Raw genomic sequence first — 17,874 nt, 5'->3', positions numbered from 1 at the left:
GGTTGGTTAGTGTGCAGCTGACCAAGAGCGGCTGACAGAACCTCTTTGATGCTGTATCGATGGCGGCAGCGTGTCGGCCACACGCGCACCGTTGATGCGTGAGGATGAGCAGGTCGAGTTCGCGGTGCCCGCACCGCTTGCCGGACACGCCGTGAATCCGTCCCTGGAGGCTCGGTGGCGGCATCCATGCCGCCACACGGTCCTGCAATCGGTGAGGACACCGCACCAGGAAGTTGGTCGGTTGCCGGATATAAACCTGCCTGTTGCTCGGCTTGCGATGAGAAGATTTTCGGACGCAACGTTATCCGACTAACGCACATCATGCATTGCTTTCACTATGCATACCGACCATCTCGACTGGTCCTTGCCCGCCCACCCTCGCGGGACCTTACGCGGCATGGATGCCGCGTAAGAGCCTACACGGACGTACTTGCGGCGTGTCCCGCGAGGGTGGGCGGGCAAGGGCCTTACAGCCAGGCCTCAGGTAATGCGCTCTAAAAACCGACGCATCCACCGTTCAATCACCTTCAAGCCGCTCTAAATGGAGGAGTGAGGGATGTGTTTTGGTTGGAGGCAGCCAGGGTTTGCAGGAGCTTGTACACCAGGCGCCGCACGGAGGAGTGAGGGATGTGTTTTGGTTGGAGGCAGCCAGGGTTTGCAGGAGCTTGTACACCAGGCGCCGCACGATCGCTTGGCAACCGCACCCTCATCCGGCGCTGCGCGCCACCTTCTCCCGATGGGAGAAGGGGACCAGCCGCTCTTGCCCTTATGCCTGCATGCGCCCAACTGCCCAGCCCAGCCGCCCAGCCGCGTATGGCCGTCAGGAGTCGAATCACGGCGACGCCCGCCTCACAACAGCCCAATCCGAGCTCTACATAACGCCAATCCCAGCGCTACATAAGGCCGATCCGAGCGCTATCCCTACATACGGCCAACCCGAGCGCTACAGCAGGCTATGAGTCTGTCCACGCCATACTTTTACTGAGCCGTCCTCTTATCTGAGTCCGTCCTACGCCAGACTCTGCCGATAGCGGTCTTTTTCGATACTCAGCGCCACTTCCGCACGCAGGAATACCTGGCCGATCGGTTCATCGCCACGGGTTGCCTGCGCTTCGCCGATCAGCACGGTGAGCCCGAGCGCATGTTGTTGTTGGGCGATGTCACGCAGGCCCTGCAGCTTCTGTTCGGCATCGGGGCCGCGCAGCACGGCGATGAACTCCGCGCTTTCGGTGACGCGGTCTACGCTGTCCCCGCTGGCTTGTACATGCGCGGCCAGGGTCTGATCGAGCTGTTGCAAGGCGCGGCCCAGTAGCCGCTCGCTTTGTTTTTCGGCCAGCGCGGCCAGTTCCTGCACTTCCAGGATGACCAGGTAATAACCAGTGTCGGCGCCGGTCTTGGTGGCAACCGGCGCCACCGGTTGCAAAATCGCCTCGCGCTCGAGCTGCAATTCGCGCTTGCGCTCGTCCAGCAGACGCATCGTGACGCGCGCCAAGGCCTGCAGGCCGGTGCGTTGAATCTCGGTGAGCGTGCGCGGCTCGGTGTCGAGCACGCAGACCGTGCCCAATGCCACGCCGTCGGAGGTCACCAGCGGCATGCCGGCGTAGAACCGCGCACCGGTTTCGCCGGTGACCACCGACACATCGGCAAAGCGCGTGTCCTTGGTCAGGTCGTGCACTTCCATCAGGTGCTCGGGGCTACGGATGGCGTGATCGCACACTGCCTGGCTGCGATCGGTCTGCTGCATGCCCAGCCCCAGTTGGGCCTTGAACCACTGGCGGTCGCGATCGACCAGCGACATCAGTGCGATCGGCGTGCCGCACAACGAAGCCGCCACCTGCACGACGTCTTGGTACGTGTCCTCGGGCAGGCTGTCGACGATGCGGTAGCCATCCAGAACCTGTTGGCGAGAGGCTTCGTCAGCCATGGGCATTTCTTTCATTGAATAAGCCAGACAAGCGCGAGCGGGAAGGTGCCACGATACCGGCGTTGCCGATAACGCGGCGTGGATATTAGCCATGTGCGTCGGCGTGACCTGACACCGAGCATGGGAATACGCAATAACGCGGTTGCGGGATGGGCAGGTGCATCTGTTCAACAATCTGCACCTGGGCGACCGCTCCGATGTGGATGATCCGCGCAACCACTACGCGCACGGCGAGCCACCAGCGGGCATGGATGCGGCAGGTACGCCTGCCGCCGCCAAACGCCAACGCTTGCATGGCGGTGCGGATGTCATCTGAAGCCGCGGGCTGCGTCCTTGCAGTTCCTGATCGGCCTGCACGCAGTCACGTGCAGGCGTCCGGGCCATGCGTCTGGATACCTCCACCGCCGCACAACCCGACCGCGCCGCTTGGCAGCAGCGCAGCCGGTGGGTCAATCGCCTTCAGCGCTTGACCGGCTTGCCGTCCACGTCGAGCACCTGCACCTCGCCCAGCTTGAGCGCACGCACCGGGGCTTCGATCTTCTTCAGATCGCCCACGATCACCCAGGTCATCGCCTTGGGCGCGATGATTTCCTTGATGGCTTTCTGCGCTGCCGGCTGGTCGATCGCTTCCAGGCGCGGCTTGAGCGTCTGCACGTAATCGTCCGGGCGGTCGAACTGCACGATGCCTTCGATCGCACCCAGTACCGCGCCGGTGGTTTCGAAGCTGCCGGGCAGGGCGCGGATGCGCTGGTTCTTGATCTTCTCGATCTCCTCGGTGGTCAGCGGCTTGTCGCCGATGATCGCGGTGGCTTCCTTGAGAATCTCGTTGGCCGATTCGGCGGTCTTGTCGGTCTGCACCGGTGCCGAAAACAGATACGGCCGCTGGCCCTGCGCATCCAGCATGCGGGTGCCGGCGCCGTAGGCCCAGCGCTTGTTCTCGCGCAGGTTCATGTTCAAGCGCGAGGTGAAGGTGCCGCCGAACGCGCCATTGGCCACGCCGATGGCCAGGTTGTCCGGCGCCTTGGTGGACGGTGCGAGCAGGCCGGCCAGGATCACCGACTGCGGCGCATCCGGGCGATTGATCAGATACACGCGCGGCTTGGGCTGCGCGGCGACGTTGGCCAGGTTCTTCTTCGGCAATGGCGTGGCAGGGGCCTTCCAGTCGCCGAAGGCGGCATCGAGCTGCGGAATGATCTGCGCCAGCGTGGTATCGCCGGCCACCAGGATGCGCAGGTTGTCCGGACGCAGCCACTGGCTGTGGAAGGCCTGCAGGTCCTGGGCGTTGAGGCTCTTGATCGCCGCCTCGGTGCCGCTGCCGGTGAGCGGGATGCCGTAGGGGTGATTCTGGCCGAACAACAACGGCGGCAGTGCCCGCAGCGCCAGGCTGTTGGGCTGGGTCTTTTCCTGTGCGATGCCGGCCAGCCACTGGCTGCGGATGCGCTCGATGTCGGCGGCCTTGAAGGCCGGGTTGCGCACGATGTCGGAGAACAATTGCAGCGAGGGCTGCAATTGATCATTGAGCGCGTCCAGCGAGGCGCTGCAGCTGTCCAGATCGCAGCCGACCGCAGTGATCGCGCCCAGGCGCTGGCGGCGCTGCGCCACTTCCACCGAATCCAGCGCGGCGGTGCTCTCGTTCATTAGCGCGGCGCTGAAGCTGGCGGTGCCCAGCTTCTTGCCCTGGTCGGCCGCATAACCGGCATCGAACAGCAGTTCCACCTGGGTCACCGGGATGGTGTGGCGCTCGGCCAGGATCACCTCGATGCCGTTCTTCAACTTGCCGCGCTGCAACTGCGGGAAGCTCAGATCGGGGAACTGGCTGGTCTGCGGCACGCCCTTGCTGCGGTCCAGCGTGGAAGCGGTGGTTTTGTACTTGCCGGCGGCCGGCAGCCTGGGTGCCGGCTTGCCGGGTTCGTCGCCACGTGCGACCACCGCCTTGTCTTCGGCGGCGGGGTCGAAATCCTTGCCGGCCGGCAGCACGGTGAGCAGATAGTCGCCCTTGCCGAACCAGCTGGCGGCGGCCTGCTTGACGCTGTCCACGCTGGCGGCCTGGCCGCGCTGCAGATCCTGCTTGTAGGCGCCCGGGTCGCCGCGATAGACCTGGCCCTCGGCCAGGATCACCGCTTTGCCGGTGAACCCGCCGACCTTTTCCAGCCCGCGCACGAAGCCGGCGCGGTAGGCCACCTGCGCGCGCTGCAGTTCGTCGGCGGTCGGGCCCTGGGCGATGAATTTCTTGAGTTCCTCGTCGATGATCGCCTCGACCTTGGCCGGGTCCACACCGTCCTTCACATCGGCCTGGATCTGTACCTGGCTGGACAAGGCGAAGGCCTGGATCGACGCCGACACGTCGTCGACCAGATTGTCCTGATAGACCAGACGCTGATACAGCCGCGAGGTCTTGCCACCGCCGAGCACGGTGGTGGCCAAGTCCAGCTGGATCGCCGCATCGCTGCCCAGTTGCGGCGCGACCCAGGTGCGGTAGATGCGCGGTTGTGAGACATGGTCGTGCTGCACGCCACGCTTCTGCGCGGCCAGCGGGGTCACCCACGGCTGCTGGCGTGCCACCGGCTTGCCGGACGGGATATCGCCGAAATACTGCAGCGCCTTGGCGCGCGCCTGCGCCACGGTGATGTCGCCAGCCAGCACCAGGGTGGTGTTGGCGGCGCCGTAGTTGTCGTTGAACCACTGTTTGACGTCGGCCAGCGAGGCCGCGTCCAGGTCTTCCATCGAGCCGATGGCGTCGTGCTGATACGGATGGTTGGCCGGGAACAGGTTGGACAGGATGTTCTGGTCCACGCGGCCGTATGGGCGGTTCTCGCCCTGGCGTTTTTCGTTCTGCACCACGCCACGCTGGGTATCGAGTTCTTCCTGGCCGATCGCCCCGAGCAGATGGCCCATGCGGTCCGATTCCATCCACAGCGCGGTATCCAGCGCGGTGGTCGGCACGGTTTCGAAATAGTTGGTGCGGTCGAACCAGGTGGTGCCGTTCATGTCGGTGGCGCCGACCTTCTCGAACGGGGCGAAATAGCTGCCCTTGTTGTTCTCCGAGCCGGAGAACATCAGATGCTCGAACAAGTGCGCAAAGCCGGTCTTGCCGGCCGGCTCGTCGCCGGAACCGATGTGGTACCAGATGCTTACCGCCACCACCGGCGCCTTGTGGTCTTCGTGCACCACCACGGTCAGGCCGTTGGGCAGGGTGAAGCGGGTGTAGCCGATCTCGGGAATGGCGCTGCTGGCCGCGGGCTTGGACAGGCTGGCTGGGGCGGCTTCGACGACGGGAGCAATGGTGCCGGCGGCGGCGCCGAGCACACCGGCGATCAACAGGGACAGCGGACGCAGCATGTGACACTCCAGAACAGGACAATCGGCCGAGGGTAGTGGCTGGTTGGCGGCGCCGCAAATGCTGTTTGGCAGTGTCGGCCGCTGCTGCCGTGCCCGTTGCGGTGCAAGACAGGCGGCAGATCTGAAATGCGGTGTAAGCGGACCCGGCCGCGCTCGACTCAAGTTGATCCTCGCCTCGCCGTTACTTGGGGCGACCTACCTTGACCAGACGCTACCCGCCGATCACGCCATGACCGTCCTGTTGCCGCCCGTGCCGATGCCCGCCAACGACGCCTTGCGCGTGGAGGCCGTGCGTCGGTTGGGGGTGCTGGACACCGAGCCCGAGGCCGAATTCGACGACATCGCCTGGTTGGCCGCGCACGTCAGCGGCGCGCCGATGGCGCTGGTGTCGCTGCTGGATGCCGACCGTCAGTGGTTCAAGGCGCGTTGCGGCACCGATCTGGAAGGCACCCCGCGCAGTGTGTCGTTCTGTTCTTACGCGGTGATGGGCACCGAGCTGCTGGAGGTGCCCGATGCCGAGGCCGATCCACGCTTCGCACTGAATCCGCTTGTCACCGCCGCGCCGGGCATTCGCTCCTATGTGGGCGTGCCGCTGATCGGCCGCGAGGGCTATGCCTACGGCACCTTGTGCACGCTCAGCACCAAATCGCGGGTCCTCGACGAAAACCAGAAACAGGCGCTGATCCGGCTGGCACGCCAGGCCGCCAATCAACTCGAGGCGCGCCGCGACCGTTTGGCCGCGCAGGCGCAGCGGCAGACCCTGAGCCGTTTGCTGGAAGCCATGCCCGACGGCGTGGTTTCCTGCGATAGCGAGGGGTTGTTGCGCGAGTTCAATCATGCCGCGCGGCAGTGGCATGGCACCGATCCGCGCCTGTTGCCGCCGGTGCAATGGGCGCAGCATTTCGATCTCTACGCTGCCGACGGCAGTACCTTGCTGCCTACCGAAGCCATCCCCCTGGTGCGTGCCTGGCGCGGTGAGCACGTGCGCAATGCCGAGATGGTGATCCGTGCGACCGGCCAGAGCGCGCGCAGCGTGTTGTGCAATGCCGACCCGGTAGTCAGCGATCAGGGCGCCGCGTTGGGTGCGGTGTGCGTGATGCACGACATCACCCAGCTGCGCGACGCCTCGGCCGCGCTGGCGGGCGAGCGCGCGCGCTTGCAGTCGCTGGTGGACGCTTCGCAGGACGTGGCGATCATCGCCTTCGATCCGAACGGGCGCATCGAATTGTTCAATCCCGGCGCCGAGCGCCTGCTGGGTTACGCAGCGGACGAAGTGCTGGGTCGCTGCCCTGCGCAGTTCCATCTGCCGGCCGAGCTCGAACGGCACATGGCCACGCTTGCGTTGTCGCCGCCGTCGTATCTCAAGCTGGCCGCCGCTGCGGCAGGCGATGTGCTCGAAGAAGAAATCTGGACCCTGGTGCGCAAGGACGGCGGGCTGCGGCGGGTACGGCTGTGCTTCAACGTCATCCATGACGCCCAGCAAGGACTGGCCGGCTACCTGGCGATGGCCATCGACGTCACCGCCGAGCTGCAGGCACAGGCGGCCGCGCAGCTGGCGGCCGAGCACTTCAGGGGCGCGTTCGAAACCGCCCCGCAGGGCATGGCGATCGTCTCGCTGGACGGCGCCTGGCGCGACGTCAATCCATCGCTGTGCAGCATCCTGGGGTATCCGCGCGAGCAGTTGCTGCGCACCACCTTCCAGACCATCACCCATCCCGACGACCTGGAGATGGATCTGTGCTTTGTGCAGGAATTGATCGACGGCAAACGCGACAGTTACAGCATGGCCAAGCGCTATATCAGCCAGCAGGGCGCGGTGATCTGGGCGCAGTTGTCGGTGTCGCTGGTGCGCGACAGCAGCGGTGCACCGGTGCATTTCGTCTCGCAGATCCAGGACGTCACCGAACGCCATGTCGCCGCCGAACGCCTGGCCGAAAGCGAAGCGCGCCTGCGTGCGATCAGCGATGCCACACCGACGCTGGTCAGCCAGTTCGATGCCGAGCAGCGTTGCCTGTTCGCCAATGAAGCGCATCGCCACTGGCTCGGCGTGGAGCCGTCCAGCCTGGTCGGCCGCCATCTCACCCAGGTGCTGGGCGAAGATCTCAGCGCCGCCGCGCGCGCTGCACTGGCGCAGGTGATCGCCGGGCAACGCGCCAGCTTCGAACACGTGTTACGTGGTGGCGCGACACCGCGCGATGTGGAAATCACCCTGGTGCCCGCGACGCAGAGCGCATCGACGCAGGCGCAAGGGTTCTTCCTGATGGCGCACGACGTCACTGCGCACAAGACGCTGCATCGGTTGATGCACGAACGCGCCACCCGCGATGCCTTGACCGGGTTGCCGAATCGCCATGCCTGGTCCGAAGCGCTGCAGATCGCCGTGACCCAGGCGCAGCAACAACAGCGCGCGGTCGCGGTGATGTTCCTGGACCTGGATGGATTCAAACGCATCAACGACGTGCACGGTCACCGCGCCGGCGACGCGGTACTGGTGGCCTTCGGCCGCTGCCTGCAGCAAGCGGCCGGCAGCCGTTATCTGGTGGCGCGCCTGGCCGGCGACGAATTCGTGGTGTTGCTGGACGACCTGCAAGACCCGCAGACCGAATGCGCGGCAGTGGCAGAACGGATTCGCACCGCTGCCGCAGCGGGCGCCGTGTTCGGCGAACAACACCTGCCGATCCACTCCAGCATCGGCGTCGCCTGGCAACACGGCCAACACGCCGACGCTGCCAGCCTGATGCACAGCGCAGATGAATCGATGTACGCAGCCAAACGCGCCCGCTGCGGCAACGACACCGCCACCACCGGGCGCGATGCCGCGCGGTAGTTAAGCGCGCTGCAACGCTCCCTTCTCCCACCGGGAGAAGGTGCCCGAAGGGCGGATGAGGGTACGGCCTACCCATAAAACCGCGTCAATCATAAGCGCGCATTGCACTTATTGATTTTGTCAGTGGCGATGCAATCGCATCGATACGTGTTCACTACCTGCGATGTTGAGGCCGACTATCTCGGTCGTCTGGAGAGGTGACGAAAAGGGTTGGATGTGTCGATTGTAGAGCGGACAATCTGCGACCTGGCTGCAGGGCCCTTGCCCGCCCACCATCGCGGGACACGCTGCAAGTACGTCCATGTAAGCTCTTACGCGGCATCCATGCCGCGTAAGGTCCCGCGACGGTGGGCAGGCAAGGACCAGTCGAGATGGTCGGTGTGCATGGTTTTAAAAAGCTACCGATCAACTCTCTGGTGCGGTGTCCTCGCCGCTTGCGGGACCGTGTGGCGGCATGGATGCCGCCACCGAGCCCCCAGGGATGGGTTCACGGCGTGTCCCGCGAGCGGTGAGGGCACCGCGCCCTCGACAAGCTAAGCTTTTGACTTGAGCCTCGGATCGCGTCTCGACGACGCTACGTTTCGAAGTCCTGGTTGCTTTATGCGTTGTGTCTCAATGCACTTGGACAGGCCCGCGCTTGCGGCGCGGTCGTTCCCAGGCACGCGCGCCAGTGACGCGCATGCCGTGCCTTCTCGCCCTGCAGGGCGAGGGGCTATGCATCCATCAATCAAGCCGCCTGCACGACCGAACGTCGTTGCGTCAGTGCAGCTTGCTCCGGCACCAACCGGAACACCGCCACCGCGCGCGTCAGATCCGCGGCCTGATCTTCCATGCTGCGTGCGGCCGCCGTGGCTTCTTCCACCAGCGCGGCGTTCTGCTGGGTCATTTCATCCAGCTGCATCACCGTGGTGCTGACCTGCTCGATGCCGGCGCTTTGCTCGGTGCTGGCGGCGGTGATCTCGGCCATGATGTCGGTCACGCGCTTCACTGAGCTGACCACCTCGGTCATGGTGCTGCCGGCTTGTTGCACCAGGTTTGAGCCTTGTGCGACTTTTTCCACCGAGTCGGAAATCAGCTGTTTGATCTCCTTGGCTGCACTCGCCGAGCGCTGCGCCAGGGCGCGCACTTCGGTGGCCACCACTGCAAAGCCGCGGCCTTGTTCGCCGGCGCGTGCGGCTTCCACCGCCGCGTTCAAGGCCAGGATATTGGTCTGGAACGCGATGCCGTCGATGACGCCGATGATGTCGGAAATACGTGCCGACGATTGCGTGATTGCCTGCATGGTGCTGACCACTTCCTGCACCACGCGGCCGCCACTTTCGGCGACATCGCCGGTGCCCTTGACCAACTGGTTGGCCTGACGCGCGTTGTCGGCATTCTGGCGCACGGTGGAGGTCAGTTCTTCCATCGATGCGGCGGTTTCTTCCAGATTCGCGGCCTGATGCTCGGTGCGCGTGGACAGGTCGGCATTGCCGCTGGCGATTTCGCCGGCCGCCGTGTTGATCATCTCGGCCGAGTGTTGGATGCCCTGCACGATGCTGGTCAGCTGGATCGCGGTGCGGTTGGCGGCATCGGCCAGCCGGCCGAACGCGCCTTCGTAATGCGACTCCACCCGCTGCGACAGATCGCCATCGGCAATGGCGGCCATGATGCGGCCCACATCGTCCAGACCGGCATCGGCCTGCTGCATCAAACGGTTCAACGCCTGCACCATTTCCGCAAACGCGAACTGGTAGCGCGATTGCTCGCCACGTGCAGAGAAATCGCCGCGCGCAGCGGCATCGGCCAGGCGCGCGATGTCGCTGTTGATCGCCGACAGGTTGCTCTTCACCGTGTCCAACGCTTCGTGCAATGCCGCGCGCTGGCCGGGCAGGCGGCGCATGTCGCGGCGCAGATCGCCACGGCCGTAGTCGCTCATCACATCCATCGCTTCGTTGATGGCATCCAGATGCTCGAACACCACCGTGTTCACGCCGTGCGCCAGCGTGCCGTAATCGCCGGGGAAATCTTCCGGGATGCGGTGCGCGATGTTCTCGCCCTGTTGCAGACGGATCATGGTCTGCATCTCGCCGTTGAAGCGCTGCAGCTGATTCTGCATCTGCTGCATGCTGTGCATCAGCTGGCCGGTTTCGTCGCGCGATTCGACCCGGATGTCGTTATCGAAGCGGCCGGAGGCGATCGCCTCTGCGGTGCGCGATGCGGCACGCAGCGGCGCAGCCATGGCCGAGGCGATCAACCAGCACAGGCCGATCACCATCGCCACCAACGCGCCGCCGATCAACGTCAAGGTGCGCGTGAAGCCCCAGGCCTGCACCTGGATGTCTTCGGCGTACACACCCATCACCAAGACCCAATTCCAGGCCGGAAAGGTCTTGGCATAGCTGATCTTGGGCAGCTGTTCTTTTTTACCCGGCTTGGGTGCGTTGTAATAGCTGAAGCCATCGCCACGCTCGATCGCGGTCTTGATGTCGCGATACACGTACTGCCCGGCATCGCTCTTGTAATCGCTCATGTCGGTGCCGACGGCGCGCTTGGGATGCATCAGGATGCGCATCTGCGGGTCGACGATGAAAAAGTAATCCACGCCATCGTTGGTGCGCATGTCGGCAAGCGTTGTACTTGCCGCTGCCTTGGCCTGTTCGACGGTCAACTCGCCGGCTTTGACCTTGTCGGCATAGTGCTGCATCACGGTGAGACCCATCTCGACCTCGGTCTTGACGCTGAGCTTGCGCGCCTCCACCAGATCCAGATATTGCAGGCGCGCCGCAGCCACCGCGAGCAGGATCACACCCACGGTCAGTAGCGCGCAGAGCAGGACGAACTTGCGGGTGAGTGGGAGATTGGCAACGTGACGACGCAATAGCGACACAACAGGCATGGCAACGACATCCAAAACGCGCGCAGGGCGCTATGGCATGGATATCGGCTGATTCACATCCGGGTTGAATGCTGATTGCGGCAGCGTCTGCTTGAGCGGGGCAGGTCATGCAGCAATGCGATATCTGTCAATACAACGTAGGAGCGCCCTCGGGCGCGATGAAGCGTTATCGATAACGCCTCATCGCGCCCGAGGGCGCTCCTACAAGAACATGCAGGTGGCGGGCACCGATCCATCGATCAATGCCTGACGCCGCATGCTTACATTGCAAACTGCCCGCAGCATGTAGCGCAACGGCGGACACGCGCTGCGCACCCGCCTCACCGCACTCAGCTGGCCGCGCAGAAACCGAATTCAGCGGTTGCACCCGCTGCCAGGGTGCGATTGAAGTCCACGCCGCTGGCCTTGAGCGTGCTGCCGCTCTGCGACCAGTTGACATTCCAGGCATTGTTGACGGTGCCGCTGACAGGCAGCGAGATCGACCAGGTGCCGCTACCGGTGCCGGTGTTGGTGACCTGCACGCGATTGCAGGAGCCGCCGCTCCAGCTGCTGTCCACGATCACCTTGGTGCTGAAGCTGCCAGTGGGAGTCGGTGTCGGAGTGGGCGTCGGGGTTGGTGTTGGCGTGGGAGTAGGAGTCGGTGTCGGCGTGGTGCTGCTCACCGTGCCCCACAGCGTGCGCAACAAGGTCATCTTGTCTTCGCGCACGCTGGTCCAGTCGTCGCGCAGGATGCCGCCGGTGTCGCCGCTGTTGGGATTCCACGACCAATAGAAGCCCTCGTTGATGCCCTTGCTGCGCAGGTACTTCACCAGTGCGTCCTGCCACACCTTGTCGCGCGCATCGCCTTCGCCGTACTTGCCGCCGAATTCGCCCAGCAGCAGCGCGTGGGTGCCGGCGAACTGGCCGAAGTGACGCTCCCAGATCGCGGGCATGTTGTTGGGGAAGTTGCTGTCGTTGAAGTACGACTGCACGAACACGTCCGGCCCGTACACATGCGGTGCCAGCAGCAGGCGGTTGGCCGGAATGTTCAACGGCGTGCAGGCCAGCGGCTGCAGATTGCCGCCCCAGAAGATGCCGCCATTGGTCGAGCACACCGGATTGTCGGTGATGCCTTCCACCGCAATGATCCACTTGGGCGCCACGGCCAGCACCGCGGCCGAACCGCGCTCGGCGGCCTTGTTCCAGTCGGTGGCCGCGTTGCCGGTGCCCCAGGTGGCGGCGCCGTGCGGTTCGTTCTTCAGATCCACACCGATCACGCTCGGCACGTTCTTGTAGCGGTTGGCCACAAAGCGCAGGTCGTCCAGCCATTGCGCTTCGGAATACGAACTGGTGTACCAGAGCTCGGAAATGGCGCCGCAATCGGGCGTGTGGTGATCCAGCAGCACGTAGATGCCGCGAGCGTTGAATTCGTTGATCACCTTGTCGAGGATCTGCAGCGAGGTCAGGCCCTGCAGATCGGGATTACGGCCATAGTCGATGCTGCTGGGCATGGTGGTGGCACGCAGCGTGGCCGGGCAGAACGGCAGGCGCACGGCGTTGAAGCCCAGGCCCTGTATCTGGATGATCATGTCCTTCCAGTTGCGCGCCCACAGACCATGGATGACATGGTTGCCGGTCTCGAAACCGAACACGTTGACGCCCTTGAGCTGGACCACCTTGCCGTTGTCGTCGACAACCTTGTTGTTGCTGATGGAATAGCTGAAGGCCGGTGCGGCGGCCAGCGCCAACGCCGTAGCCAGTGCGAGCGCGCTTGCAGTCCTGAAAATGGACATGGTGATCTCCCTGGAAGACCGACCCGACACCCGGGTGCGGTGAGGGGGGCATCTTGGTCCGCGGCCGTTTTATGTGGCGTGACCCCAGCCACAGAAAAGCGCATTGCCGCACCGATCACGCGCAGGCTGCGGGCGGGGTCGCTTTCCCGCACACTATTGCCGCTGCGCAGTGTCCGCAGGCTGTCCTTTCTGTCCCCGGAGTGTCTTCCAATGTCCTTCTTGCGTGCCGAACTGGCGCAATGGCGCGCCTCACCCGCGCGCGAACTCATGGCCGGTGCGGTCGCAACATTTGCCCTGATTCCCGAAGTGATCGCATTCGCGTTCGTGGCTGGCGTGGACCCGCAGGTCGGCCTGTTCGCCTCGTTCGTCATCGGTATCGTGATTGCGTTTTGCGGTGGACGCCCGGCGATGATTTCTGCTGCGGCCGGCTCGGTGGCGCTGGTGGCCGCACCGCTGGTGGCCACGCACGGCTTGCCGTATCTGCTGGCGGCCGGGTTGCTCGCCGGTGCGGTGCAGATCCTGTTCGGCTTGCTGCGGCTGGGCGTGCTGATGCGCTTTGTCAGCAGCTCGGTGCGCACCGGTTTCGTCAATGCGTTGGCGGTGCTGATCTTCGCCGCGCAGCTGCCGCATCTGCATGGCGCCAATCTGACTACCTGGGTGATGTTGGGCGTGGGCCTGGCGATCATCTACGGCCTGCCGCGGCTGCGCCTGCCGGGTGTCTCGGCGATTCCCTCGCCGTTGCTGTGCATCCTGCTGCTGACGGTTGCAAGCACGGCCTTGCATCTGCCGCTGAAGACCGTGGCCGATCTGGGCAAGCTGCCAAACGCGCTGCCGTTCCTGCAATGGCCGTCGGTGCCGTCGACGCTGGAAACCTTGCGCATCATCGCCTTGCCGGCCTTGGCCATCGCCATGGTAGGCCTGCTCGAATCGCTGATGACTGCGCGCGTGGTCGACGAACTCACCGACACCCCGAGCGACAAGAACCGCGAATGCACCGGGCTGGGCATCGCCAATGCGGCCGCCAGCCTGTTCGGCGGCATTGCCGGCTGCGGCATGATCGGGCAGACCGTGGGCAACGTGAAATACGGCGGCCGTGGCCGCTTGTCGACCTTGTTTGCCGGCGTGTTCCTGCTGATCCTGATGGTGGCGCTCAAGCCGTGGGTGTCGCAGGTGCCAGTCGTGGCGTTGGTGGCGATCATGGTGATGGTCTCGGCCGAGACCTTCGATTGGCGCTCGTTGCGCACCGTGGTGACCCATCCGCGCACCTCCAGTGTGGTGATGCTGGCCACCGTGGCGGTGACCCTGCTCACCCACAACCTCGCTGCGGGTGTCGCAGTGGGCGTGGTGCTGAGCGGGGTGTTCTTCACCTTCAAGGTGGCCGGGCTGCTGCAGATCGGCCACAGCGACGACAATGGCGTGCGCTCCTATAGCGTGCGCGGGCAGGTGTTCTTCGCCTCTGCCGACGTGTTCATCGATGCCTTCGACGCACGCCAGGTCCCCGGCCGCACGGTGCTGATCGACGTAAGCCGCGCGCATTTCTGGGATATCACCGCGGTGGCGGCGCTGGACAAGGTGGTGCAGCGGCTGCGTCACCATGGCCTGGAGGTGCAGGTCACAGGCTTGAACGCCAGCAGCCGGAGGCTGATGCAGGCGCACGCGCTGGGCGAAGACGCACTGGAATCTTCGCTGCCCTGAGCGCAGCAGGGCGGGTGGGCGCATTCGGCCTAGCCGCACATAGCCGACACGCAGGCGGCCGACATGCACCCGGCTCCCGGGCTGGCTGGCCGCACGCTGAGCGTGGCCGGGCAGCGACCTCAAGTTCGCCTGAATAGCGCCGATGAACCGACATCAAAGATTGCCGGTGATCGTCGTGATGCCAGTGCGTTCCAGCCCGAGATGTCTGCCTGCGTGCCGCCAGCGGTGCTGCGGGCCTGCGTCCGTGCACGGGATGGCGCGGCGATGACCAACGAACCGTTACTGGAACGGATGGTGGACCTGACCGCCATTCGCGATGCCGATCTGCTCGATCTGAGCCTGCTGCGCACCGTGCGCGAGGTCTGTGCAGCTGAAGAACTCTCGCTGCTGCGCATCGCTCCGGATGGCCGCACCATGGCCGAAACCCGGCTGCGCGAGGACGGCCGGCTGTCGTTGACGGTGGCCGAGATCCGCGACGCGCAACTGCGTGCGCAGCTCGCCGACGCACGCGGGGCGGGCGATGTGGTGCAGCTGGAGGAAGACGGCCGTGCACTGCTGGTCTACCCGATGATGGAAGCGCGCGGCATCCGCACGTGTCTGCGCGTGGGTGGTTCGCGCATTCCCGGCACCGCCGAGCAGGCGATGCTGCAGGGCTTTGCGCGTTTTTTCCAGAATTACCGCAGCCTGCTCGACGATGCCCAGCGCGACGCGCTGACCGGGCTGCGCAATCGCAAGACCTTCGACGATGTGATCTTGCGCTTGTTCGCAGGCGCTGCGGCAGACGCGTCGGCAGGCGAAAGCGTGTGGCTGGGGATCGTGGACATCGATCACTTCAAGCGCGTCAACGACAGCTTCGGCCATCTGTACGGTGACGAGGTGTTGCTGCTGGTTGCCCAGCTGATGCAGCGCGCGTTCCGTCAGGACGACCTGCTGTTCCGCTTCGGCGGCGAGGAGTTCGTGATCGTGCTGCGCGGGGTGGATCGCGATACGGCGGTGAGCCTGTTCGAACGCTTCCGGCTGGCGGTGGCCGAGTACGCCTTCCCGCAGGTGGGCAAGGTCACGCTCAGCACCGGCATCGTCGAATTGACCCATGGCCGCTTGATCAGCCAGATGATGGACGAGGCCGACAAGGCGCTGTACTGGGCCAAGCAGCACGGTCGCAACCGGGCCGAGGTCTACGCCGAGTTGATCGCCAGCGGGCAGATGCAGCATCTCACCCAGCAAGTGGGCAGTGTCGATCTGTTCTGAGTGGCGTCGTCCATGGATGGCAACGCAGTACCGCGCTGCGTGATGCAGCCGCGTTGGCAATGCACACACCCGGTCAAACGCCGCAGTGGCTACACTCCAGGGCTGTCTGGACAACACCTGGGTGCTGCAGTGAAGCGAGCTGTGATGAAGCAAGTTGTGACGAAGCGAGCCGTGATCGAGCGACTTGCGATGGGAATGCTGGCCATGGCGATCTCGACTGCAGTCATGGCAGCGACCCCCACCTTCGATGGCGCGCGCATCTCGCGCGACGTCAAGGAACTGGCCTCCGATGCCTACGAAGGCCGCGGCCCGGCTACCGCCGGCGAAGAAAAGACCATCGCCTACCTGAGCAAACAGTTTGCTGCCGCCGGCCTGCAGCCGGGCGGTGATCTCACCAACGGCAAGCGCGCGTGGACCCAGGCGGTGCCGCTGCGCCGCGCCGATATCGTCGGTACACCGACCATCGCTTTGCAGAATGCCGGCAAGCCGCAAACCCTGACCCAGGGCAAGCAGATCGCCATCCGCGCGGCGCTGGATGGTTCATCCAAGGTCGAGATTGCCAACGCACCGCTGGTGTTCGTCGGCTACGGCGTCAAGGCGCCGGAGCGCGACTGGGACGACTTCAAGGGCGTAGATCTGAAGGGCAAGATCGCGGTGGTGCTGATCAACGACCCGGATTTCGAAACCGGCAAGGGCGCCTTCGACGGTGCCGGCATGACCTACTACGGCCGCTGGACCTACAAGTACGAAGAAGGCGCGCGTCAGGGCGCACTCGGCGTGCTGGTGGTGCACGAAACCGCGCCGGCCTCTTACGGCTGGGACACGGTGGCCAGCTCCAACACCAACAGCATGTTCGATGTGGTGCGCGACAACCCGCGCGCCGCGCATCCCACCCTTGAAGGCTGGGTCCAGCGCGATCTGGCCAGCGAGTTGTTCAAGCATGCCGGGCTGGATTTCGACACCTTGAAGAAGCAGGCGCAGACGCGCGGCTTCAAGCCGGTCGAACTCAAGGGCCAGAGCCTGAGCGCCAGCTACCAGGTCAAGTCCGACGTGATCACCTCGCACAACGTGGTCGCGCGCCTGGAAGGCAGCAAACGCCCCGACGAGACGCTGATCTACAGCGCGCATTGGGACCACATCGGCGTGGGCAAGCCGGATGCACGCGGCGACACCATCTTCAACGGTGCGCTGGATAACGCCAGCGGCACTGCGGCGTTGCTGGAACTGGCACGCGGTTTTGCCGCGGGGCCCAAGCCGGAGCGCTCGGTGGTATTTCTGGCGGTGACCGCCGAAGAAAAGGGCTTGCTGGGTTCGGAGTTCTACGCCTCCAAGCCGCTGTACCCGCTGGACACCACGGTCGCGGTGATCAACATGGACGGCATGAACCCGTTCGTGCCGGCGCGCGATTTCGGCATCTACGGCACCGCCAAGCTGGAATTGCTCGACCAGCTCAAGAGTGTCGCCGGCCAGTGGAAGCTGCGCTACACGCCCGATCCCAAGCCGCAGGCGGGCTATTTCTTCCGCTCGGACCATTTCTCCTTCGCCAAGCGCGGCGTGCCGGCGCTGTCGTATGCCTCCGGGCAGGATTGGGAAGTGGGCGGCGTGGCCGCAGGCAAGGCCGCCTCCGACGACTACACCGCCAAGCGCTATCACCAGCAGGGCGACGAGTGGAAGCCGGACTGGACCTTCGCCGGTGCCGCGCGCGATCTGGGCGTGCTGTACGCGCTGGGCCAGCAACTGGCCGATTCGCGCCAGTGGCCGAACTGGAGCAGCGACTCGGAGTTCCGCGCCACCCGCGACGCCAGCGAGGCCGCACGCAAGTAAGAGGTGGTGCGACGGATAGCTTTCATCCCGTTACCGACCAATCTAGAGCTATAGGGGTGCGGCTTGGCTGTAGGGCCCTTGCCCGCCCACCATCGCGGGACACGCCGCAAGTACGTCCGTGTAGCAACTGTGTTGATCAGGACCTCAACCCGCGACCTTTGAGCGGTTTCCTTCAGGCGCGTTCATCGGTAGGTGCCGGCCGCTGGCCGGCACGCTTTTTTGCGTTTGCGCATGGCCGTCAAATGCGCTCAGGCGGGCTGCATGGCGGCTCTTTCATCGCGCACGCGCGCATTGAGGATGACCAGCATCTTGCGCATCACCGCCACAAGGGCGACCTTGCCCTCCTTGCCGCGTGCCCGCAGCGCCC

The 17,874-nt window shown here is 64.8% G+C and carries 9 protein-coding genes and 1 pseudogene; 5 read left to right on the top strand and 5 right to left on the bottom strand.

What is annotated here, in order from left to right:
• Nucleotides 1-1,009: 1,009 nt before the first annotated feature.
• Complete coding sequence (locus FFY45_RS13200) at nt 1,010-1,939, bottom strand: GAF domain-containing protein (RefSeq protein ID WP_115037648.1); 930 nt, start codon at nt 1,937-1,939, stop codon at nt 1,010-1,012.
• Nucleotides 1,940-2,081: 142 nt separating this feature from the next.
• Here FFY45_RS13200 and FFY45_RS13195 point away from each other — a divergent pair, with 142 nt between their 5' ends.
• Entirely contained in the window at nt 2,082-2,240 is a 159-nt protein-coding gene (locus FFY45_RS13195; RefSeq protein WP_176340776.1) for a hypothetical protein, read from the top strand.
• A gap of 143 nt (nt 2,241-2,383) precedes the next feature.
• Here the strand turns inward: FFY45_RS13195 and FFY45_RS13190 are convergent, their stop codons facing one another.
• Nucleotides 2,384-5,263 carry a M16 family metallopeptidase gene (locus FFY45_RS13190; protein ID WP_176340775.1) on the bottom strand — a complete coding sequence of 960 codons (2,880 nt, stop codon included), beginning with the start codon at nt 5,261-5,263 and terminating at the stop codon, nt 2,384-2,386.
• Nucleotides 5,264-5,321: 58 nt separating this feature from the next.
• Here FFY45_RS13190 and FFY45_RS13185 point away from each other — a divergent pair, with 58 nt between their 5' ends.
• The gene (locus FFY45_RS13185; protein WP_439333534.1) at nt 5,322-8,090 is read left to right on the top strand and encodes a PAS domain S-box protein; all 2,769 of its coding nucleotides are present in this window, start codon (nt 5,322-5,324) and stop codon (nt 8,088-8,090) included.
• A 727-nt stretch (nt 8,091-8,817) separates the two neighbouring features.
• Here the strand turns inward: FFY45_RS13185 and FFY45_RS13180 are convergent.
• Both FFY45_RS13180 and FFY45_RS13175 read right to left on the bottom strand, forming a co-directional pair.
• Nucleotides 8,818-10,950: a methyl-accepting chemotaxis protein gene (locus tag FFY45_RS13180; protein ID WP_176340863.1), complete on the bottom strand. Its 2,133-nt coding sequence runs from the start codon at nt 10,948-10,950 to the stop codon at nt 8,818-8,820.
• Between the two features lie 347 nt (nt 10,951-11,297).
• The gene (locus FFY45_RS13175; RefSeq protein ID WP_176340773.1) at nt 11,298-12,740 is read right to left on the bottom strand and encodes a cellulase family glycosylhydrolase; all 1,443 of its coding nucleotides are present in this window, start codon (nt 12,738-12,740) and stop codon (nt 11,298-11,300) included.
• 210 nt (nt 12,741-12,950) lie between these two features.
• On the opposite strand from FFY45_RS13175, the gene FFY45_RS13170 reads away from it, so the two are divergent.
• From FFY45_RS13170 to FFY45_RS13160, 3 genes are all read left to right on the top strand, one after another.
• Nucleotides 12,951-14,435 carry a SulP family inorganic anion transporter gene (locus FFY45_RS13170; protein WP_176340772.1) on the top strand — a complete coding sequence of 495 codons (1,485 nt, stop codon included), beginning with the start codon at nt 12,951-12,953 and terminating at the stop codon, nt 14,433-14,435.
• 264 nt (nt 14,436-14,699) lie between these two features.
• Entirely contained in the window at nt 14,700-15,683 is a 984-nt protein-coding gene (locus FFY45_RS13165; protein WP_176340862.1) for a GGDEF domain-containing protein, read from the top strand.
• A 174-nt stretch (nt 15,684-15,857) separates the two neighbouring features.
• A complete protein-coding gene (locus tag FFY45_RS13160) occupies nt 15,858-17,507 on the top strand; it encodes a M28 family peptidase (RefSeq protein ID WP_176340861.1) in 1,650 nt (549 codons plus the stop codon).
• A 248-nt stretch (nt 17,508-17,755) separates the two neighbouring features.
• Here FFY45_RS13160 and FFY45_RS13155 read toward each other — a convergent pair.
• Nucleotides 17,756-17,874 (bottom strand): annotated as a pseudogene (locus tag FFY45_RS13155) (IS110 family transposase); the annotation flags it as partial.

The sequence above is a fragment of the Xanthomonas hortorum genome, from assembly GCF_011305375.1.
GTDB classification, from domain to species: Bacteria; Pseudomonadota; Gammaproteobacteria; order Xanthomonadales; family Xanthomonadaceae; genus Xanthomonas; species Xanthomonas hortorum_E.
The sequence above is the reverse complement of the archived record's forward strand: the minus strand, read 5'-3'. Positions and strand labels throughout refer to the sequence as shown.